Origin of the sequence: Sphingopyxis italica (genome assembly GCF_011926545.1) — a bacterium.
Lineage (GTDB): Bacteria > Pseudomonadota > Alphaproteobacteria > Sphingomonadales > Sphingomonadaceae > Sphingopyxis > Sphingopyxis italica.
The window spans coordinates 61,035-77,808 of the sequence record NZ_JAATIT010000002.1; the positions used below are offsets into that span (position 1 = coordinate 61,035).

17 protein-coding genes are annotated in these 16,774 nt (G+C 66.3%); 10 read left to right on the forward strand and 7 right to left on the reverse strand.

Going from position 1 to position 16,774, the window contains the following annotated elements; all coding sequences use genetic code 11:
• Window positions 1-224: 224 nt before the first annotated feature.
• Entirely contained in the window at window positions 225-1,613 is a 1,389-nt protein-coding gene (locus GGR90_RS07870; protein ID WP_167920907.1) for a TIGR03013 family XrtA/PEP-CTERM system glycosyltransferase, read from the reverse strand.
• Window positions 1,614-1,718: 105 nt separating this feature from the next.
• Here GGR90_RS07870 and GGR90_RS07875 point away from each other — a divergent pair, with 105 nt between their 5' ends.
• The gene (locus GGR90_RS07875; RefSeq protein ID WP_245198533.1) at window positions 1,719-2,762 is read left to right on the forward strand and encodes a mannose-1-phosphate guanylyltransferase; all 1,044 of its coding nucleotides are present in this window, start codon (window positions 1,719-1,721) and stop codon (window positions 2,760-2,762) included.
• Here GGR90_RS07875 and GGR90_RS07880 read toward each other — a convergent pair.
• Together GGR90_RS07880 and GGR90_RS07885 are read right to left on the reverse strand one after the other, a co-directional pair.
• Complete coding sequence (locus GGR90_RS07880; protein ID WP_167920908.1) at window positions 2,759-3,754, reverse strand: aldo/keto reductase; 996 nt, start codon at window positions 3,752-3,754, stop codon at window positions 2,759-2,761. The two genes, GGR90_RS07875 and GGR90_RS07880, sit on opposite strands and share 4 nt — an antisense overlap.
• Window positions 3,751-4,998, reverse strand: coding sequence for a dicarboxylate/amino acid:cation symporter (locus GGR90_RS07885; protein WP_167920909.1), 1,248 nt, complete (start codon window positions 4,996-4,998; stop codon window positions 3,751-3,753). Before GGR90_RS07885 ends, GGR90_RS07880 begins: the two co-directional genes overlap by 4 nt.
• A gap of 175 nt (window positions 4,999-5,173) precedes the next feature.
• Here GGR90_RS07885 and glmM point away from each other — a divergent pair, with 175 nt between their 5' ends.
• The 7 genes from glmM (at window position 5,174) to folP (ending at window position 12,120) form a co-directional block, all read left to right on the forward strand.
• Window positions 5,174-6,511: a phosphoglucosamine mutase gene (glmM, locus tag GGR90_RS07890; RefSeq protein WP_167920910.1), complete on the forward strand. Its 1,338-nt coding sequence runs from the start codon at window positions 5,174-5,176 to the stop codon at window positions 6,509-6,511.
• A gap of 34 nt (window positions 6,512-6,545) precedes the next feature.
• Window positions 6,546-6,770 (forward strand): DUF1272 domain-containing protein, encoded by a 225-nt coding sequence (locus GGR90_RS07895; protein WP_093511349.1) that lies wholly within the window; start codon window positions 6,546-6,548, stop codon window positions 6,768-6,770.
• Window positions 6,767-7,909: a bifunctional hydroxymethylpyrimidine kinase/phosphomethylpyrimidine kinase gene (gene thiD / locus GGR90_RS07900; RefSeq protein WP_167920911.1), complete on the forward strand. Its 1,143-nt coding sequence runs from the start codon at window positions 6,767-6,769 to the stop codon at window positions 7,907-7,909. Before GGR90_RS07895 ends, thiD begins: the two co-directional genes overlap by 4 nt.
• 133 nt (window positions 7,910-8,042) lie before the next feature.
• Window positions 8,043-8,597 carry a ribonuclease HII gene (locus tag GGR90_RS07905; protein WP_209023653.1) on the forward strand — a complete coding sequence of 185 codons (555 nt, stop codon included), beginning with the start codon at window positions 8,043-8,045 and terminating at the stop codon, window positions 8,595-8,597.
• A 27-nt stretch (window positions 8,598-8,624) separates the two neighbouring features.
• Window positions 8,625-9,521 (forward strand): oxidoreductase, encoded by an 897-nt coding sequence (locus GGR90_RS07910; protein ID WP_167920913.1) that lies wholly within the window; start codon window positions 8,625-8,627, stop codon window positions 9,519-9,521.
• Window positions 9,522-9,729: 208 nt separating this feature from the next.
• Window positions 9,730-10,869 (forward strand): site-specific DNA-methyltransferase, encoded by a 1,140-nt coding sequence (locus GGR90_RS07915; protein ID WP_167920914.1) that lies wholly within the window; start codon window positions 9,730-9,732, stop codon window positions 10,867-10,869.
• A gap of 120 nt (window positions 10,870-10,989) precedes the next feature.
• Window positions 10,990-12,120, forward strand: a complete 1,131-nt coding sequence (folP, locus tag GGR90_RS07920) for a dihydropteroate synthase (RefSeq protein WP_167920915.1) — start codon at window positions 10,990-10,992, stop codon at window positions 12,118-12,120.
• Here the strand turns inward: folP and GGR90_RS07925 are convergent.
• The 3 genes from GGR90_RS07925 to GGR90_RS07935 form a co-directional block, all read right to left on the reverse strand.
• Window positions 12,117-12,557: an ArsR/SmtB family transcription factor gene (locus tag GGR90_RS07925; RefSeq protein ID WP_167920916.1), complete on the reverse strand. Its 441-nt coding sequence runs from the start codon at window positions 12,555-12,557 to the stop codon at window positions 12,117-12,119. The genes folP and GGR90_RS07925 overlap by 4 nt on opposite strands.
• Window positions 12,554-13,210: an SRPBCC family protein gene (locus GGR90_RS07930; protein ID WP_167920917.1), complete on the reverse strand. Its 657-nt coding sequence runs from the start codon at window positions 13,208-13,210 to the stop codon at window positions 12,554-12,556. Before GGR90_RS07930 ends, GGR90_RS07925 begins: the two co-directional genes overlap by 4 nt.
• A gap of 87 nt (window positions 13,211-13,297) precedes the next feature.
• Window positions 13,298-14,728, reverse strand: coding sequence for a sigma-54-dependent transcriptional regulator (locus GGR90_RS07935; RefSeq protein WP_167920918.1), 1,431 nt, complete (start codon window positions 14,726-14,728; stop codon window positions 13,298-13,300).
• 240 nt (window positions 14,729-14,968) lie between these two features.
• On the opposite strand from GGR90_RS07935, the gene GGR90_RS07940 reads away from it, so the two are divergent.
• Together GGR90_RS07940 and GGR90_RS07945 are read left to right on the forward strand one after the other, a co-directional pair.
• Complete coding sequence (locus GGR90_RS07940) at window positions 14,969-15,091, forward strand: aa3-type cytochrome c oxidase subunit IV (protein ID WP_167920919.1); 123 nt, start codon at window positions 14,969-14,971, stop codon at window positions 15,089-15,091.
• Window positions 15,092-15,104: 13 nt separating this feature from the next.
• Complete coding sequence (locus GGR90_RS07945) at window positions 15,105-16,226, forward strand: NAD(P) transhydrogenase subunit alpha (RefSeq protein ID WP_167920920.1); 1,122 nt, start codon at window positions 15,105-15,107, stop codon at window positions 16,224-16,226.
• A gap of 27 nt (window positions 16,227-16,253) precedes the next feature.
• Here GGR90_RS07945 and GGR90_RS07950 read toward each other — a convergent pair whose 3' ends face one another.
• A complete protein-coding gene (locus GGR90_RS07950) occupies window positions 16,254-16,658 on the reverse strand; it encodes a PRC-barrel domain containing protein (RefSeq protein WP_167920921.1) in 405 nt (134 codons plus the stop codon).
• Window positions 16,659-16,774 lie beyond the last annotated feature (116 nt).

The following is a 16,774-nucleotide window of genomic DNA, read 5'->3' on the forward strand; positions in this document are numbered from 1 at the left end:
TGGCGAACATATCGGGCCGAAAGACGCGTCGCGAGGGCTGGTTGCCCTTGCAAGCGGCTTTCGGGCCGAGATGGAAGCCATTTGGACGTCCCGAAGGGATTTGATCAAAATGGCCCATTGCTTCGTCGAGAAGCCTCCCAATATTGACATATGTCTTCGCCTTCTCTCCTCGCACTGGGCCATTTTGCTTCAAACCTCGACGGCGCCCTAATTGGGTACGGACCCTAGCGCGCTCCCTCCGGCCACAGCACGACGCGCACCGTCTGGAGCAGGATCAGCAGGTCGAGGAAGGGCGAATAATTTTTGGCGTAATAAAGGTCATATTCCAGCTTTACGCGCGAATCCTCGACCGACGCGCCATAAGGATAGTTGATCTGCGCCCAGCCGGTCAGGCCGGGCTTCACCATGTGCCGTTCGGCATAATATGGCAGCTTCTTTTCGAGTTCCTCGACGAAGCTCGGCCGTTCGGGGCGCGGCCCGACGAAGCTCATATCGCCCTTGAGCACGCACCAGGTCTGCGGCAGCTCGTCGATGCGAAGCTTGCGGATGACGCGGCCGACGCGCGTGACGCGAGGATCATTCTCGCTCGCCCACACCGCCTTGCCGGCGGCCTCGGCATCGGTGCGCATCGAACGGATCTTGAAGATGTCATAGGGCTCGCCGAACAGGCCGACGCGCGGCTGGCGATAGAAGACCGGCCCGCGGCTATCGAGCATCACCGCGATCCCCGCGACGATGATCAGCGGCAGGCCGACGATCAGCACGATCAGGCTGGCAAGGATGTCGAACAACCGCTTGCTCACTTTAGAAATCCGCTGCCCCGCCGAAAAGCCGTCGGAAAAAATGAGGCCGCTCGGGTTCGTCGTCGCCAGGTCGACGCGCCCCGTCTCGCGCTCGATAAAGCTCGCGATGTCGTTGACATGCACCCCCGTCGTCTTGACGCGCAGCAGGTCGTTCAGCGGCAGCGCGTTGCGCCGCTCCTCGAGCGCGAGCACGACTTCGCCGGCGCGCAGCATCACGACATGGTCCGAAAGATTGGCGATCGCCTCGCGTTGCACCGCGCCCGGCACGGTTTTTTCGGCCGCGCTCATCGCGACGAAGCCGACCATCTCCAGCCCGCTTCCCGGCGTATCGGCGAGCGCCGCGAGCCGCGCCGCGCGCGGCCCCGCGCCGAGCACGAGGATACGGCGACGGAAGGCTTCGGCGCCCGCCGACTGCGTCAGGATCAGGCGGATCACGAACAGCACGCCGATCGCGAAGATCATCGCATAGAGGCTGTTCGCGCGCCACAAAGTCGCGGTCGGCAACAGGAACCCCAGCACCGAAAGAAAGATCACGCCAAGCGAAATCGCGGCGAGCAGACGCGCGGTCGCGAAGCGCATCGAGCGCAGCCCCTCGTTCCCGTACATTCCGGTCGCCATCATCGCGAGCGAATTGGACACGCCGAAGGTCAAAAGCGGCAGCCAGCGGCTCGCGAGCGGCCCGGCATCGAACCCCGCCTGATTCGCGTAAAGATGCCACGCCCCCTCGGCCGAGCCGAGCAGCGCGAAAAATTCGATCAGCGCCAGCCAGACGACGGCGTGCGGGACATAATGTTTGAACAGTCGGAACATGTCGGCGCGATACTACATCCGAGGCGTCAACTGTCGGTTAATTTTACACTTACCTGTTGCATCATCTATGTCCTGTTCCCCCATATCGTGCGATAGGCCGACCCTATGACCACCATGATCCAGCCCGTCATATTGTGCGGCGGCGCGGGCACGCGCCTGTGGCCCGAATCGCGCGGCACCCGCGCCAAGCAGTTTCTGCTGCTCCACGGCCAGCGCAGCCTGTTCCGCCAGACCGTCGAGCGCACCCCCGCCGGTCCGGATTTCCTGCCGCCGATCGTGCTGTGCGGCGACGGCCATGTCGCGATGGTCCGCGAACAGATGAACGACCGCGAGGAGGCGCTGCTCGTCGAGCCGATACCGCGCAACACCGCCGCCGCGATCGCCCTCGCGGTCGCGCAGGCCGACGCCGACACGCTGCTGCTGGTCATGCCGAGCGATCATGTCATCGCCGACATCCCCGCCTTTCACGCAGCGATCGCCAAGGGGGTGCGCCTCGCGCAGCAGGACTGGATCGTCACCTTCGGGATCACCCCCGACAGCCCCGAAACGGGTTTCGGCTATATCGCCGCCGGCCACCCGCTCGGCGAAGACGGCTTCGCGGTCGACCGCTTCGTCGAAAAGCCTCCGCTTGCCGATGCCGAAGCGATGCTCGCGGCGGGCGGCTATAGCTGGAACGCCGGCATCTTCCTGTTCCGCGCGGCGCGGATGCGCGACGCGATGCTCACCCATTGCCGTCCGATCTTCGAGGCCGCCGACAGGGCGCTCGCCGCGGGGATGCGCGACGGCGACGCGCTCTATGCCGACGCCATCGAATTCGCGAAGGCGCCTTCCGATTCGATCGATTATGCCGTCATGGAAAAGGACGACCGCGTCGCGGTCGTTCCCGTCGCGATGGGATGGTCCGACCTCGGCTGCTGGCACACGATCCACGCGCTCGCCGAAAAGGACGCGGCCGACAATGCGGTCACCGGCGACGCATTCCTCCACGACAGCCGCGGCAATCTCGTCCGCGCCGGCGGCAGGCGCGTGTCGATTCTCGGCATGGATAATATCGCGGTCATCGTCGACGGCGACGATATATTGATCCTCCCGCTCGAACGCTCGCAAGAGGTCCGGGCGGCGGCGAAGGCGCGCGAAAGGAACGCCTAAAGCCGCACCATCCGCATGCCCTGTTCGCCATAGCGGGGACCGCTCGTGCCGCCTTTCGGCGCGGCGGCGTCGATCGCGGCGAGGTCCTCGGCGGTGAGCGTCACGTCGGCGGCGCCGACGCTGTCTTCCATCGTCGCGCGGCGCTTGGTGCCGGGGATCGGGACGATGTCGTCGCCTTGCGCGAGCAGCCAGGCGAGCGCGACCTGCGCCTTCGACACGCCATGCTTGTCCGCGACGGCGCCGATCGCATCGACGATCGCGAGGTTGGCGGGGAGATTCTCGTCCGAATAGCGGGGGTCGTTGCGGCGCCAGTCGCCCTCGGGAAGCTCGTCGCGGCTGCGCACCGCGCCCGCCAGGAAGCCGCGGCCGAGTGGCGAGTAAGGGACGAAACCGATGCCATGCTCGCGGCAGACGGGCAGGATTTCGTCCTCGATATCGCGTTCCCAGATCGAATATTCGCTCTGCAGCGCGGCGATCGGCGCGGCTTTCGCGGCGCGGCGCAGCGTTTCGGGTCCGGCTTCGGAGAGCGCGATGTGGCGGACCTTGCCCTCCTTCACCAGCTCCATCATCCCGCCGACGACCTCCTCGATCGGCACATTGGGATCGACGCGGTGCTGGTAGAAAAGGTCGATCGTGTCGATGCCGAGCCGCTGGAGCGAGCCTTCGCAAGCGGCGCGGGCGTTCGCGGGCGAGCCATCGACGCCGGTGATCTGCTTGCCCTCGAACCGGAAGCCGAATTTGGTCGCGATGACGAGGCCGTCGCGCTTACCCTTGATCGCCTGTCCAAGCAGTTCCTCGTTGCTGAACGGACCATAGATTTGCGCGGTGTCGAAGAAGGTGACGCCAAGGTCGATCGCGCGGTGGATCGTGCGCGTCGATTCGTCGAGGTCGGCGGTCTCGCCATAAAGGATGTTGCCGCCGCGGATCATCGGCATGCAGCCGATGCCGATCGCGGAGACTTCGAGGCCGTGGCCGAGCTTGCGATATTTCATGGGATTTCTCCTACAGGTTCATTTTCGACGCCGTCGGCGGCATATTTGGTCGCGGCGACGTCGCCGATAACATTGCCGATGGTCCGGAAGATGTCGGGAAAGGTCTCGACCGCGACGAGCAGCCCCAATGGCGCGACGGGAACCCCCATCGACACCGCGATCGGCGCGATCGAGGTCACGAAGCTGATCGAGCCGGGCAGGCTGACCGAGGAGAGCGCGGCGGCGATCGCGACCGCGAGGCCGATCGCCATTTCCCACGGCGTCAGTTCGATCCCGAACAGCCACGCGACATAGATGACGACCGCGAGGTTCATCGCGGGGCTGGTGAAGCGGAACAAGGCGACCGCGAGCGGCAGCACGACGTCGGCCTTCTTGGGATCGACGCCGAGTTCCTCCGACGATTTCAGCATCGCGGGCAGGCTGGCGAGCGAGCTTTGCGTGCTGATCGCGACCGCGAGCGTCGGCACCATCGCGCGCAGGAAACGCGGCGGCGCGATACCGACGACGAACCAGGCGAGCAACAGGCCGAGAATGATGCAGCTGACGCCGATGCCGGAGAGAATCAGCACATAATGGATGAGGCCGCCGAACGCCGCGAACCCCGCCTTGACCGCGAGCGCATAGCCCAATGCGAACACGCCGATCGGCGCGAGTGCGAGCACCCAGCCGATGACAATCAGCATCGCGTCGCCGAGCGCCTTGAACAGTCCCGACAGCGTCGCGCGCGGCACGGGTTCGAGGCGGGTGATCGCGAAGGCGAAGATGGTCGTGAAGACGATCAGCGGCAGGATCGCGGTTTCGGCGGCGGCGGCGATCGGATTGGTCGGGACGAGCGACAGCAGGAAGTCGCCGAAGCTGGGCGAGGGACCCGCCTCGGTCGTGCCGCCGAGCCCGTGACGCAAAGCTTCGGCGGCGCCGGCCGAAAGCGGAAAGAGCCGGAGCAGCAGCGGCGTCATCAACAGCGACATCAGTCCCGAGAGGAAGATCGCGCCGAGAAAGGTCATCACCGCGCGAAAGGCGAGGGTGCCCGCGCGCGCCGCATCGGCGGTGGCGGTGATGCCGGTAATCAGCAGGGCGACGATCAGCGGGACGATCGTCATTTTGAGCGCGTTGAGCCAGAGCAGGCCGATCGGTTCGATCCACGGCAGCGATGCGGTCCCGGCGGCGGGCGACGCCAGCTCGACGCCGACGCCGAGGAGCATACCGGCGATCAGCGCCGAAAGGATGAGCCAAGCGGATTTCAAGACGGATTCTCCCGGCGATTTTTCTGGCCAGCTTGCCAAGCAAATTTGGGTGACTTAGAGCACCTCCCGAAACAAACGGGAACCGGTTTTTGGGCCGGGAAATGCTCCGCGGGGGCCATCCCGCGGGAAGCCGGGGCAGGCATTTGCCGGGCCGTGGTCAGGTAGCAGAGGGAATATGCGCAAGTTTTTCGGAACCGACGGGATTCGCGGCCTGACCAACCAGGTCCCGATGACGGCGGAGGTCGCGATGCGCGTCGGCATGGCGGCAGGCGCGCATTTCCTGCGCGGCACGCACAAGCATCGCGTCGTGATCGGCAAAGACACGCGACTGTCGGGCTATATGCTCGAAAACGCGCTCGTCGCGGGCTTCACCAGCGTTGGCATGGACGTGGTGCAGGTCGGCCCGATGCCGACCCCCGCGATCGCGATGCTGACGCGCTCGATGCGTGCCGACCTCGGCGTGATGATCTCGGCGAGCCACAACCCTTTTCGCGACAACGGGATCAAGCTGTTCGGCCCCGACGGCTATAAATTGTCCGACGAGGACGAGGCGCAGATCGAGCATCTGCTCACCGTCGAGCCGAAGCTCGCCGATGCGGGGCATATCGGGCGCGCCAAGCGCATCGACGACGCGCGCGGCCGCTATATCCATGCGGTGAAGCAAAGCCTGCCCGAATCGGTGCGCCTCGACGGGCTGCGCATCGTGCTCGATTGCGCCAATGGCGCGGCCTATAACAGCGCGCCGACGGTGTTCTGGGAGCTGGGGGCCGACGTCGTCGCGATCGGGGTCGAACCCAATGGCACCAACATCAACGACAAATGCGGATCGACCGCGCCCGCGCTGCTTCAGGAAAGTGTCGTCGCGAGCGGCGCCGATATCGGCATCGCGCTCGACGGCGATGCCGACCGGCTGATCGTCGTCGACGAAAAGGGAACGATCATCGACGGCGATCAGATCATGGGGCTGATTGGCGCGAGCTGGGCGCGGCAGGGGCGGCTGAAGGGCGGCGGCGTCGTCGCGACGGTGATGTCGAACCTCGGCCTCGAACGCTTTCTGGAGGGTGAGGGGCTGCGGCTCGAACGCACCAAGGTCGGCGACCGCTATGTGCTCGAACGGATGAAGGAAGGCGGCTTCAACGTCGGCGGCGAACAATCGGGGCATATGATCCTGTCGGACCATGCGACGACCGGCGACGGCACGCTCGCGGCGTTGCAACTGCTCGCCGAGCTCGTCGCGGCCGGCAAGCCCGCGAGCGAATTGCTGCACCAGTTCGACCCGGTGCCGCAGCTTTTGAAGAATGTCCGCTTTGCCGGGGGCAAGCCGCTCGACGACAAGCAGGTCATCGCCGCGATCGCCGAGGGCGAGGCGGCGCTCAACGGGCGCGGCCGCCTGGTCATCCGTCCGTCGGGCACCGAACCGCTGATCCGCGTGATGGCCGAAGGCGACGATGCCGGGCAGGTCGAGCAGGTCGTCGACATGATCTGCGACGCGGTGCGCGCTGCGGCGGCATAACCATTGATTTTGTTAGAACTGAAAGAGATTTATCATGCTTGAAATGCGACCCGATTGCGAAAAATGCGGACGCAACCTGCCCGCCGACCTCCATGGCGCCTTCATCTGTTCGATGGAGTGCACTTTCTGCGCGAACTGTGCCGACAAGCTCGACGAACTCTGTCCCAATTGCGGCGGCGACCTGCTTGACCGGCCGCTCCGCGAAGGTGCGATACTGGCGAAATACCCCGCTTCGACGGAGCGAAAGCATAAGGGGTGACCGCACGCGTCCTGATCATCGCCGGATCGGATAGCGGCGGCGGCGCGGGTATCCAGGCCGACATCAAGGCGGTGACGATGCTCGGCGGCCATGCGATGACCGCGATCACCGCGATCACCGCGCAGAACACGCTGGGGGTGCAGGGCGTTCATCCGGTGCCGACCGCGATGGTGCTCGCGCAGATCGACAGCGTCGCGTCGGACATCGGCGTCGATGCGGTCAAGATCGGCATGATCGGCAGCGCAGAGACCGCTTCGGCGGTGGCTGAGCGATTGTCGCGGCCCGATCTCGCGCAAGCCGCGCTTGTCTTCGATCCGGTGATGATCGCGACGAGCGGATCGGTGCTCGCCGATGAAGTGACGATCGCGGCGTTCAAGGCGCTGCTCGACCGCGCGATGGTCGCGACGCCGAACTTGCCCGAACTCGAAGCCTTGGGCGGCGAGGACGCGGTGCTCGCGCACGGCTGCTCGTTGCTCGTCAAGGGCGGCCATGCCGAGGGTGAGACGGTGACCGACCGCTTGCTCGAAACGGGCGAGGGCGAGGTTGCGCGCTGGGAAGCGCCGCGGATCGATACCGAGCATAGTCATGGCACCGGCTGCACGCTGGCGAGCGCGATCGCGTGCGGTTTGGCGCAAGGGATGCCGCTCGAACCCGCGATCGCGCGCGCGCGCGATTTCGTGCGGCTGTCGCTGCTCGATGCGCCGGGGTTGGGGCAGGGGCACGGCCCGATGGGGCAGCAGTATGTCCGCAACGACGGGCTGTTCACCGGTCCGGCGCTGAACCAGATGACGCTGCCCGCGAAGGATTATGCGGTGTCAGTGGCCTTCTACAAGCAGATGGGCCTGAAGCAGATCGTCGATAGTCCTGACAATGGATATGCGCGGTTCGAAGCCGCGAATGGCGTGACGCTGTCGATCCATGTCGGCGACGGCGCGGCGGGCGGCGCGACGACTTATCTGGAAAGCGGCGCGCTCGACGCGTGGGTCGCGTATCTGGCGCGGCGCGGCGTGCGCTTCGAGCAGATGCCGAAGGACGAGGAATGGGGCTGGCGCGAGGCGCGGCTGGCCGATCCCGCGGGCAATCGCCTGTGCCTGTATCAGGCGGCCGAATATCGGAGGTATCCGCCGTGGCGTATATGATTCCGCAGGCCGCCCCATTCACCCGTTCGTGTCGAGCGAAGTCGAGACACCCTTCGGCTTTGCGCCACATCGATGGGAATCTCGACTTCGCTCGATGCGAACGGAAATTGAAGTTCGTTTCGGAGCGACACAAATGATCGTCGGGGTCGACGAAGCCGGGCGCGGGCCGCTGGCGGGGCCGGTGGTGGCTGCCGCCGTGCTGCTTTGCGAGGGCGGCATCGTGGGGCTCGACGACAGCAAGAAACTTACCGCCAAACGCCGCGGCGAGCTGGAGACCCTGATCAAGGCGCGCTGCCGCTGGGGCGTCGGCGAGGCGAGCGTCGAAGAGATCGACCGCATCAATATCCTGCAGGCGACCTTCCTCGCGATGACGCGCGCGGTGGAGGCGCTGGGCTTCGATCCGCACGAAGTGCTCGTCGACGGCAACCGGTTGCCCAAATGGCGCTATAGCGCGCGCGCGATCATCGGCGGCGATGCGCTGCATCCCTGCATTTCGGCGGCGAGCATCCTCGCGAAGGAGCATCGCGACCGCTTCATGGTTGCGATGGCGCGCGACTATCCCGGTTTTGGCTGGGAGACCAATATGGGCTATGGCACGGCGCATCATCTCGCGGCGCTGCGGCAACATGGCCCGACGCCGCACCATCGGACCAGTTTTGCCCCGGTCGCACAAATGCAGCTGGTCTGAAGCCCGAAAAAAGGGGGGAGGGAGCCGATGAGCAGGGGATTTACGGCCGACGATGTGTCGGCCCAGACCGGCCGCACCTTCCTCGTCACCGGCGCCAATGCCGGCATCGGCTTTGAAGTTTCCAGGGTATTGGCCGCACGCGGCGCGCATGTGATCCTGGCGTGCCGCGACGAAAACAAGGCCGGCGCGGCGATGAACCGCATCCGGGTCGACGTGCCGCAGGCCGAGCTGTCGTTTCAGCCGCTCGACCTCGCCGATCTCGATCAGGTTCGCGATGCGGCGAAGGTGGTGCTCGCGGGCCCGCGGATCGACGTGCTGGTCAACAATGCCGGCGTGATGATCCCGCCCCGCACGCTGACGAAGCAGGGTTATGAGCTGCAATTCGGGGTCAATCACCTCGGGACTTTCGCGCTCACCGGGCTGCTCCATCCGCATGTCGACGACCGCATCGTCATCACGGGCAGCATCGCGCACCGGAACGGGACGATGGATTACAGCGACCTGTCGGCGGCGCGCAGCTATCACAATTGGGCGCGCTACCAGATGAGCAAACTTGCGAACCTGCTCCATATGTTCGAGCTCGACCGGCGGCTGAGCGCCGCGGGCCGGGCGACGCAGGCGATCGGGTGCCATCCGGGGGTCGCGCTCACCGAATTGACGCGCCACCTGCCGCTGCCGCTGCGCACGATGACGCCGCTGGCGTCGCCTTTCTTCAACAGCGCCGCGCAAGGGACGTGGCCGACGTTGCAAGCGGCGACGGGCGCGCATGTGCAGGGCGGCGACTATCTGGGGCCGCAGGGGCTCGGCGAAGTGTCGGGACGCTCTGGCCCGGCGCGCGCGACGCGCACCGCGCGCGATCCGAAACTCGCGCGCGAGCTGTGGATGCGCTCGATCGAACTGACCGGGGTAGATCCGGGGATTTGACGAAATATTTTTCGCCGGTGAGTCCTCATCGCCACACCACCAGTGGTTGAGTCTCCGAGTCGCGGCCGACTCCATATGCTGTGTCAGACTCCTTTCGTTCTCATCGCGTTAACTATTTCATCACGCGGAATCCCTAGACTCCTGCGCTTGACGGCGGACTCCGCCTGACTCATCAGGGCCTTCTTACGAGCAAGGAACGGGGTGAAGCATGGGTGTGATGGAACGGGTCAAGGCGCCGGCGACGAAGCAGCGGACGCCCAAGGTCGACCCCGCGGACCTGCCGCTCGACAGCATCTTGCAGGGCGATTGCGTCGAGATGATGCGTAGCCTGCCCGCGGCGTCGGTCGACATGATCTTCGCCGATCCGCCCTATAATCTCCAGCTCGGCGGCGACCTGCTGCGCCCCGACGGCAGCCAGGTCGACGCGGTCGACGATGATTGGGACAAGTTCGACAGCCTCGCCACTTACGATCGCTTCACCCATGCCTGGCTCAAGGAAGCGAAGCGCATCCTGAAGCCGAAGGGCAGCATTTGGGTCATCGGCAGCTATCACAATATCTTCCGCGTCGGCACCGCGCTGCAGGACAATGATTATTGGATCCTCAACGACATCGTGTGGCGCAAGGCGAACCCGATGCCCAATTTCAAGGGCACGCGCTTCACCAATGCGCACGAGACGCTGATCTGGGCGTCGATGGGCGAAAAGGCGCGCTACACCTTCAACTATCGCGCGATGAAAACGCTCAACGACGAGCTTCAGATGCGCAGCGACTGGCTGATCCCGATCTGCGGCGGGCAGGAGCGGCTCAAGAAGGGCGGTACGAAGGTCCACCCAACGCAGAAACCCGAAGCCTTGCTCTATCGCATCCTGCTCGCTTGCTCGAACCCCGGCGACGTGATCCTCGATCCCTTTTTCGGCACCGGCACGACCGGCGCGGTCGCGAAGCGGCTTGGCCGCCATTATATCGGCATCGAGCGCGAGGATGACTATATCGCCGCGGCGAAGGAGCGCATCCAGATGGCGCTGCCGCTCGACGAGAGCGCGGTGAAGACGATGATGGCGCCGAAAGCCGCGACGCGCGTCGCGTTCGGCACGCTCGTCGAATGCGGCATGATCGCGCCGGGAACGCTGCTGACCGACACGAAGCGCCGCTGGAAGGCGAAGGTGCGCGTTGACGGCAGCCTCGATTGCGAGGGGCAGGCGCCGGGGTCGATCCACAAGGTCGGCGCGGGCGTGCAGGGCGCGCCGAGCTGCAACGGCTGGACCTTCTGGCACGTCGATACGGGCAAGGAATTGCGCGTGATCGACGCGGTGCGGCAGGACTGGCTGCTGGCGAACGAGGCGTAACAATATCGTCATTGCGAGGAGCGAAGCGAAGCGACGCGACAATCCAGAGTTTGCGTAAACCGCTCTGGATTGCCGCCCCCGGCCTTCGCCGGGGTCGCAATGACGGGGAGGGATAAGGCGATGTTTGCACCCCTGACCAAGCCCGACCTCGGCAAGACGTGGGAGGACGCGCGCGTCTACCTTCGTCCGACCTGTTTCGTCGACCGGCCGCACGAGCTGGACGAGGACTGCCTGCGGATCGCCGACACGATGGTCTGGTTCGCTGCGTGGCATGTCAGTTTGCGCGACGATGGCGCGGTCAAATCGGCGGTCGTGCCGGTCGCCGAACTCGACGGCTGGATCGCCGCGATGCCCGACCGGCTCGCCGAAGCGGCGACGGCGCAGCGGGCCGGCGTGACGCGGCCGCGCGGCAACCTGCAACTCGGCGAGCGCGCGATCCGGCTGGGCGAACCGCAGTTGATGGGCATCTTGAACGTCACCCCCGATAGCTTTTCGGACGGCGGCAAGCATATCGATGCCGCCGCCGCGACCGAAGCCGGCTTCGCGATGGGCGCTGCGGGCGCGGCGATCATCGACGTCGGCGGCGAGTCGACGCGGCCCGGCGCGCCGCTGATCTGGGAGGGCGACGAGATCAAGCGCATCGAGGGCGTCGTGTCGGCGCTCGCCAAGGGCGGCGTCGCGGTGTCGGTCGACACGCGCAAGGCCGCGGTGATGGAGGCCGCGCTCGCGGCGGGGGCGCACATCGTCAACGATATTTCGGCGCTGCGCTACGACGACCGCGCGATGGAGGTGGTGGTTCGGGCCGGCTGCCCGGTCGTGCTGATGCACGCGCCGTCGGCGAAGAGCGACCCGCACGAGGGCGGGACTTATGCGAATGTCCTGTACGACGTCTACGACATGCTCGCCGAGCGGGTGGCGGCCTGCGTCGCCGCCGGGATCGACCGGGCGAAGATCATCGTCGATCCGGGGCTCGGCTTCGGCAAGGGGGTCGGCGACAATCTCGCGCTGGTGAACGGGCTCGCGCTGTTTCACACGCTCGGCTGTCCGATCCTGTTCGGCGCGAGCCGCAAGCGGATGATCGGCGCGCTCGATAACGAGGCTCCCGCCGATCAAAGGCTCGGCGGCACCGTCGCGCTGCACTATCAGGCGGCGGGGCAGGGCGCGCAGCTGCTGCGCGTCCATGACATCGCCGAGAACCGGCAGGCGCTCCGCGTCTGGCGCGGGCTGCGCGACGCGGCGCTGACCGCTTAATGCCCCTCCCGCTTGCGGGAGGGGCTAGGGGAGGGCGTGTCAGCAGCGGGCGCCTTGCGAACAGGCTCTCCCCCGACCCCTCCCGCAAGCGGGAGGGGAGAGCTACCCGCCCGCCGCGCCTTCTTTCCACGCGCGACCTCGGTCGCGAGCGCCTCGAAGCGCGGTTCCCAGGTGCGGCGGAAGCGTTGCACCCACTCGTCGACCTCGTCGAACCGTTCGGGCGCGACGGCATAGAGCCGCCGCCGCCCCTCGGCCCGCGATGTCGCGAAGCCGCTGTCGCGTAGGATGCGCAGATGCTGCGACACGGCGGGCTGCGAGATGGCGAATTCGGCGGCGATCACCTCGACGATCTCGCCCGACGCGCGCTGCCCGTCGGCGAGCAGCTCCAATATGCGGCGGCGGACCGGATCGCCCAGGATGTCGAAGGCGTGGCTCATTCGGGCGCGGCGGCGCCGGTGTAGAAGGCGGTCGTGGTGGTGCCCGCGCGGTTTGCGGCATCCTCGGCGGTGCCATAGGCGATCGATGCGGCGGTCCACGCCTCGCTGCTCGACGTCGCGAACGCCTTGCCTTCGTCGCTGAGCGGCCAGGTCTCTTCGGCGAAGCGCTCTTGCACCGCGTCGCCGGTTTCGAGGTGCCACGCAAGGCCGAGCAGCGACAGGTCCCAACCGACCCCGACCGCGCCGGGGCCGAACCTGTCCCAGAATTCCTCCGACTTGTCGTCGAGCGGGGCGATATGCCTGAGCGTGAGGCGCGTGCTGTCGTCGCCGGTTTCGGCCAGCTCGACCTCGACCCAGCTGATGCCCCCGCCGAATTCCCACGTCAGCGCGAAACTGCGCGGCGGCTCGCACGCGGTGACGGTGCCGCCGGCATTGCCCTTGATCTGATATTTTCCGCCAAGGGTGAGGTCGCCCTCGACCGGCGCGAACCAGCGCGGGATGCGCGCCTTGTCGGTGATCGCGTTCCATAGATCGTCGATGCCCGTCGGATAGGCGCGCGAAGCGACGACCGCGCGCGCCGGCGCGCCATCGTGTGTGACATCCTCGACCTTGCGGACGACCATCGCGGCCTGGGCGATGGTATCGAACGGCATGATGATTCTCCCGATGGGTGTCGGGACAGTCATATAAGTTCAAACTTATATATCAAGCGCGATCGGCTCGGGCGAGCCAAGCGCGCGTCAGGCCGCGGTGTCGATCCCGAGATCGCTCAATTTGCGGTAAAGCGTCGAGCGGCCGATGCCGAGGCGGCGCGCGACTTCGCTCATCCGGCCGCGATAATGGCCGATCGCGAGGCGGATGACATCGGCCTCGATCTCTTCGAGCGGCCGCAAATTGCCGTCGGGCAGATACAGGGTGACGCCGATCGCCTCGCCGTTGATCGCGACGTTGCTGTCGCCGCTCACGCCGCCGCCGAGTGTCGCTTCGATCGCGCGGAAATCGGCGCTGGTCAGCACGTCGGTCTTGCTTTCGACCGCAGCGCGGAACAGCACATCCTGTAACTGGCGGACATTGCCCGGCCAGGCATAGGCGGCGAGCAGACGCAGCGCGTCGTCGGTGACCCCGATCGGTCCCATGCCGGGCAGCCCGCCGATGCGCGCGAGCAGGTGGCGTGCAAGCGGGCCGACGTCGCCGCGGCGTTCCGAAAGCGAGGGCAGAGTGAATTGCGCGCTCGACAGCGCGTAGAACAGATCCTCGCGGAAGTGACCCGCCTCGATCAGCTTGTCGAGCGGGCTGGTGCTCGTCGCGATGATGCGCACATCGACGCTCTGGCGGATCGAACCGCCGATCATCTGCACTTCGCCCGAGTTCAGAAATTCGACGAGCTTCGCCTGCGTTTCGAGCGGGATGCACTCGACATGGTCGATGATGATGCTGCCGCCGTCGGCCTGCACGAGCCGGCCGACCTGGCGGTCGAACGCGCCCGGAAAGGCGCCGCGTTCGTGGCCGAACAGCCCCGATCCGATCAGCCCGGGCGAAACCGCCGAACAATCGACCATCACGAGCTGCCCGCGCGCGCGCGGGCTCGCGCTGTGGATGGCGCGGGCGAAGACTTCCTTGCCGGTGCCGGGCTTGCCGTTGATCATCACCGGCACGCGCGCGCGCGCGGCCTTGGCAGCGATTGCCAGCGCGCTGCGGAAATTGGGGCTCGACCCGATGATTTCCTCGAAGGCGAGCGGCGCGCGCAGTTTTTCGGTGAGCGGACGAAGCTCGCCCTGCGGGCCGCCGGTCGATACGACGCGGTCGAGCGCCTCGAGCAGCCGGTCGGGCGCGATCGGTTTCTGGACGAAGTCGCTCGCCCCCGCCCGCATCGCGCCGACCGCGACCTCGACGCCGTTGCGCATCGTGATGACGACGAGCGGCAGCGCGGGACGCCAACGGCGCAGTTCGGCGACGAATTCGGAAATATCCATGCCCGGCGCGCCCTGATCGACGAGCACCGCATCGAGCGCCATGCCTTCCTGCGTGCCGAGCTTGGCGAGCGCGGTGTCGGTGTCGGGCGCGATCACGCTGCGCCAACCGCCGCGCGAGGCCAGCGCGGCGAGAAAGCGCTGCTGGGCAGGCTCGCTGTCGACGATCATCACCATTCGCGTGTCGCGCGTGTTCGTCATCGTTTCGAATCTGCCCCCTGAATCGGCATTGCTACGGCTCTGTTCTGCTGTGGGACGCATATCTATCCGATAGGGGTAAAAGGGCGATTAAGGCCAATCCTCTTTTGCCACAGGGGCGTGATGGAGCCAAACCCGCACTTGAGCATCGCGAGGTGCGTGGCTAAGACCGGCGCGATAACCGATTCTGGGCGCTGCGCTGTGCGTTCGCGCACAGCAAACAGGCGTAATAGGGGAAAAGCGATGGCACAGCAGGAAATGAAGGCAGCGAACGAAACCTATTCGGGTTTCCTCAGCCTGCTGAAAATCGGGTCGATCATCAGCGCGGTGGCGGTGCTCGTCGTCGTCCTTCTCCTCGCCTCCTGACCGGGCTTCGCGCATGCGCATCGCCGTTCTGAAGGAACTCGCCGAGGGCGAGGCCCGCGTCGCCGCGACTCCCGAAACCGTGAAGAAATTCATCGGCCTGGGCGCCGAAGTTGCCATCGAGTCGGGGGCGGGCGTTGAGGCCTCGATCGCCGATGCCGATTATAGCGCCGCGGGTGCGAGCGTCGGCAGCCGCGCCGACGCGCTGAAGGGCGCGAACATCATCCTCGGCGTGCAGGGCCCCGACCCGAAAAGCGTGTCGGGCTTCGCCGACGGCGCGTGGCTCGCCGCCGGGCTCAATCCGTTCGGTGAGCGCGCCCGCATCGACGACTATGCCAAGCTCGGGCTCGAGGCGCTGGCGATGGAATTCATGCCGCGTATCACGCGCGCGCAGTCGATGGACATTCTTTCCAGCCAGGCGAACCTCGCGGGCTACAAGGCGGTGCTGATGGCGGCGAACGCCTATGGCCGCGCCTTTCCGATGATGATGACCGCCGCGGGCACCGTCAGCGCGGCCAAGGCGTTCGTGATGGGTGTCGGTGTCGCGGGGCTGCAGGCGATCGCGACTGCGCGCCGCCTCGGCGCACAGGTCAGCGCGACCGACGTGCGCGCCGCGACCAAGGAACAGATCATGTCGCTCGGCGCCAAGCCGATCTTCGTCGAGAGCGTCGCGGGGATCGAGGGTGAGGGTGCGGGCGGCTATGCCACCGAAATGTCCGACGAATATAAGGCGGCGCAGGCCGAGCTCGTCTCGTCGCACATCGCCAAACAGGACATTGTCATCACCACCGCCCTGATCCCGGGGCGCCCCGCGCCGCGGCTGATTTCGGACGCACAGCTTGCGACCATGCGCAGCGGCAGCGTGATCGTCGACATGGCGGCCGAAAGCGGCGGCAATGTCGAAGGTTCGGTGTCGGGCGAGGCGAAGAAGATCCACGGCGTCACCGTGATCGGCGCGAAGAATATCGCGGCGCTGATGCCCGCCGACACCAGCGCGCTGTTCAGCCGCAACCTCTTCAATTTCCTCTCGGCCTTCTGGGATAAGGAGCAGGGCAAGCCCGTGCTCGACGAGGAAATCGGCAATGCCGTGCGCCTGACGCAGGGCGGCAAGGTCGTGAACGAGCGGCTGCTCGGCTGACGTCGTCGCTTCGGTGGCCGCCTTCGATCAGGGGGCGGGCAGCTTGACTTCGGGCAGGCCGGCAAGGTCGGCCTTCGTCATCGTGGTCCGCAAATCGGTGTCGTCGCCGCGCACGATGGTTTTCAACCCGGCGATCGGGACATGGACGTAACGATCGGGGTTGCTGTCCTCGATCTCGACCAGCAGCCGGTCGACCTTGTCGCTCGCATCGCGCAGGACCTGCGCGACGTCGCCAAGCTCCTGGCCATCGGCGCCGACGATTTCGGCGTCGAGCAGCTGCGCCTCGCTCAGCCCGAGCGCCGCCGGGACGGGGCCCGCCACCGTGGCGCTCGTTTCGGCCGCGCGCTCGAGCTTTTCTTCGGCGGCCTCATTTTTGTCGCCACAGGCCGCGAGGAGCAGGGTCGCACTGGCGAGGATGAGGGGCATGCGCATATCGGTTCCTTTCTGTTGCTGCGCTTGGAACGCGCCTCTCGCGGCCATGGTTGCGTCGTTGGCCGGTCCGCGCTCGGCGATCGCGCGCCGCCGGTAATATTCCTGTCATCAACGCC